This window comes from Pseudomonas sp. D47 (genome assembly GCF_045447305.1).
GTDB lineage: Bacteria > Pseudomonadota > Gammaproteobacteria > Pseudomonadales > Pseudomonadaceae > Aquipseudomonas.
The window spans coordinates 1-2,269 of the sequence record NZ_JBJGXU010000140.1; the positions used below are offsets into that span (position 1 = coordinate 1).

The following is a 2,269-nucleotide window of genomic DNA, read 5'->3' on the forward strand; positions in this document are numbered from 1 at the left end:
ATCATTCCCGACGCATCCCGGATAGCCAAGTCAACGATGTACGCTCCTCTACAGTAAGGCAGCATTTTATTCCTGTCTGATAGATGTAACATTTGATTTTATCGGCTTTTATCACCCTGTACTGATGAGACCTAGTGTCCTGATAGGGTAGTTCGTTAATCTAAAAGTCCAGGATTCATTGAACGAAGCCATTTAAATAGGTAAATGAATTAACCATGCAGGACACTAGGGATTCTCCGATCAAGTCAGCACAGGCCATCTGACCTGTGCTGAAATAGCCCTCCGTCCAACTGCCCTCTACAAGCCCGCCATCCCATGAGTCAGATGAGCTTTTCCGATTTCGAATACGCCGGTAAGCGTAAGCAAACCCGTCGCGAGCGTTTCCTGGCCGAGATGGAACAGGTGGTGCCGTGGAGCGGTTTGGTGGCATTGATCGAGCCGCATTACCCAAAGGCGGGCGGTGGCCGCAAGCCGTATCCACTGGAAACCATGCTGCGCATTCACCTGCTGCAGAACTGGTTCTCGTTGAGCGACCCAGCCATGGAGTAAGCGCTCCATAAACCCCACCCACCTCAGTGGGTAGCGGGCTCACCTAGGCGATGCCGGCGAGCAGTTCCACGGCAGCAGGGCTTCGTAGTCCTCAACCGAAATCGCCATTGGTAGGCGCTCAAGTGCGTGGAGTAGCCACGCATAGGGTTCGTGGCCATTGGCCTTGGCGGTCTCGACCAGGCTGTAAAGTTGAGCGCTAGCCTTCGCGCCTTTGGGCGTATCGCTGAACAACCAGTTCTTTCTTCCAATCACGAACGGGCGGATGGCTCGTTCAGCAGCGTTGTTATCGATAGGCAGGTAGCCCTCCTCGACGTACCGTTTAAGCTTTTCCCAGTTATTTGCCAGGTAAGTCACTGCTTTGCCAAGTGCAGTCTGTGTCGTCACATAGGGCAGTGTTTTGCGCAACCACTCTCTGAGCTGCTCCATTACGTGGCAGCTCAAGTCCTGACGAGATTTTTTGCGTAACTCATCACTCTTCTCTTTATAAGCAGTCTCGATTCCGTACAACTTGCTGATCAGATTTAGCGCGATATCGGCGCGTCCCGTCTTGCCTTTGGGCTGCACTTTTTGTGCTTCAACAAACTTGCGACGTGCATGCGTCCAGCATCCTAAACGCTCGACACCGGCTTGCGCGCCGAGCGCGTTGTAACCCGGGTAATCGTCTGTCATGAGGTAGCCGCGATAACCTTCGAGCAGGCGCGACGGCACCTCCTGCGCTCGGCTAGTGGTGTAGTCAAAAAGGATTACAGGCTTATCGGGTGGGCCGCCGGTTTGCACCCACATCCAGGACTGGCTGCTCGGCTCTCGGTCAGGCTCTTTCAAAACCTGCACACGAGTTTCATCGCAGTGGATTACGCGGCTGCCCAACAGGCCATCGCGCATTAAATTCAGCAACGGCTGGAAGTGCTCGCCGCACTGTATTACCCAGCGAGCCAAGGTCTGGCGTGGGATATCGATGCCGTGGCGGCCCAGTACCTTTTCAAAACGGTGAAGCGGCAAACCGTCCACATACTTGGTCGTCAAAAGCATGGCCAGAACACTGGGACTGGCCATGCTCTTTTCAATCAACTGAGCCGGCTTGCCCGCAGTGACCGGTGCTGTTTCGCAGTCGCGGCAACCGTACACTTTGCGAACATGCTTGATCACGCGGATCTGCATCGGCACGATTTCAAGTTGCTCGCTGACTTCCTCGCCAATCGCGTGTTTGCGGCAGCCGCAAACGCACGTCAGCTGATGTTCGGGAAGTTCGTGGATGACTTCTATTCGTGGCAATTCGGCAGGGAGCAGCTTGCGTTTGCCACGCCGTTTGATGGGCGTGACCACCTCTTCCTCAGACTCTTCGCTGACAGGCGCAGCGATGCTTTCCGCTTCGTTGAAAAGGGCCAACTGCGGCGTGGCAGCATCGGCTGCCTGCTCGGACTTTCGCCCAAACAAGCGCTGGCGCAGGAGTGCATTTTCTTCTTCGAGGTGAACGATCTTGCCCTTATCAGACTTGCGCTCACGCAGCATTTGCTCAAGCAGTTGCTTGAGCAAAACAGGATCGTCAGGAAGGTCTTTGGGCATGGAAATCATGCCCCGGATCATACCGAATCAGGCCACGAATCGCGGCGTCAAAACCTGATGAGGTCGGTTGCGCCAGAGATCAAAACCGTCGAGCATCCAGTTGAGTTCCTGCACCGTGAGGACAATTGCCTCGTCGCTGACATCGGGCGATGTTTTG

The 2,269-nt window shown here is 54.8% G+C and carries 1 protein-coding gene and 1 pseudogene; one reads left to right on the forward strand and one right to left on the reverse strand.

Annotated elements, in window-relative coordinates:
* Positions 1 to 315: 315 nt before the first annotated feature.
* Positions 316 to 546 (forward strand): annotated as a pseudogene (locus ACI77I_RS31865) (transposase); the annotation flags it as partial.
* Positions 547 to 588: 42 nt separating this feature from the next.
* Here the strand turns inward: ACI77I_RS31865 and tnpC are convergent.
* A complete protein-coding gene (tnpC, locus tag ACI77I_RS31870; RefSeq protein ID WP_407000162.1) occupies positions 589 to 2,121 on the reverse strand; it encodes an IS66 family transposase in 1,533 nt (510 codons plus the stop codon).
* Positions 2,122 to 2,269: the final 148 nt, after the last annotated feature.

Bases quoted from the DNA above. Each gene is read 5' to 3' on its own strand.
- tnpC (WP_407000162.1), bottom strand. From the start codon at position 2,121: ATGATTTCCATGCCCAAAGACCTTCCTGACGATCCTGTTTTGCTCAAG.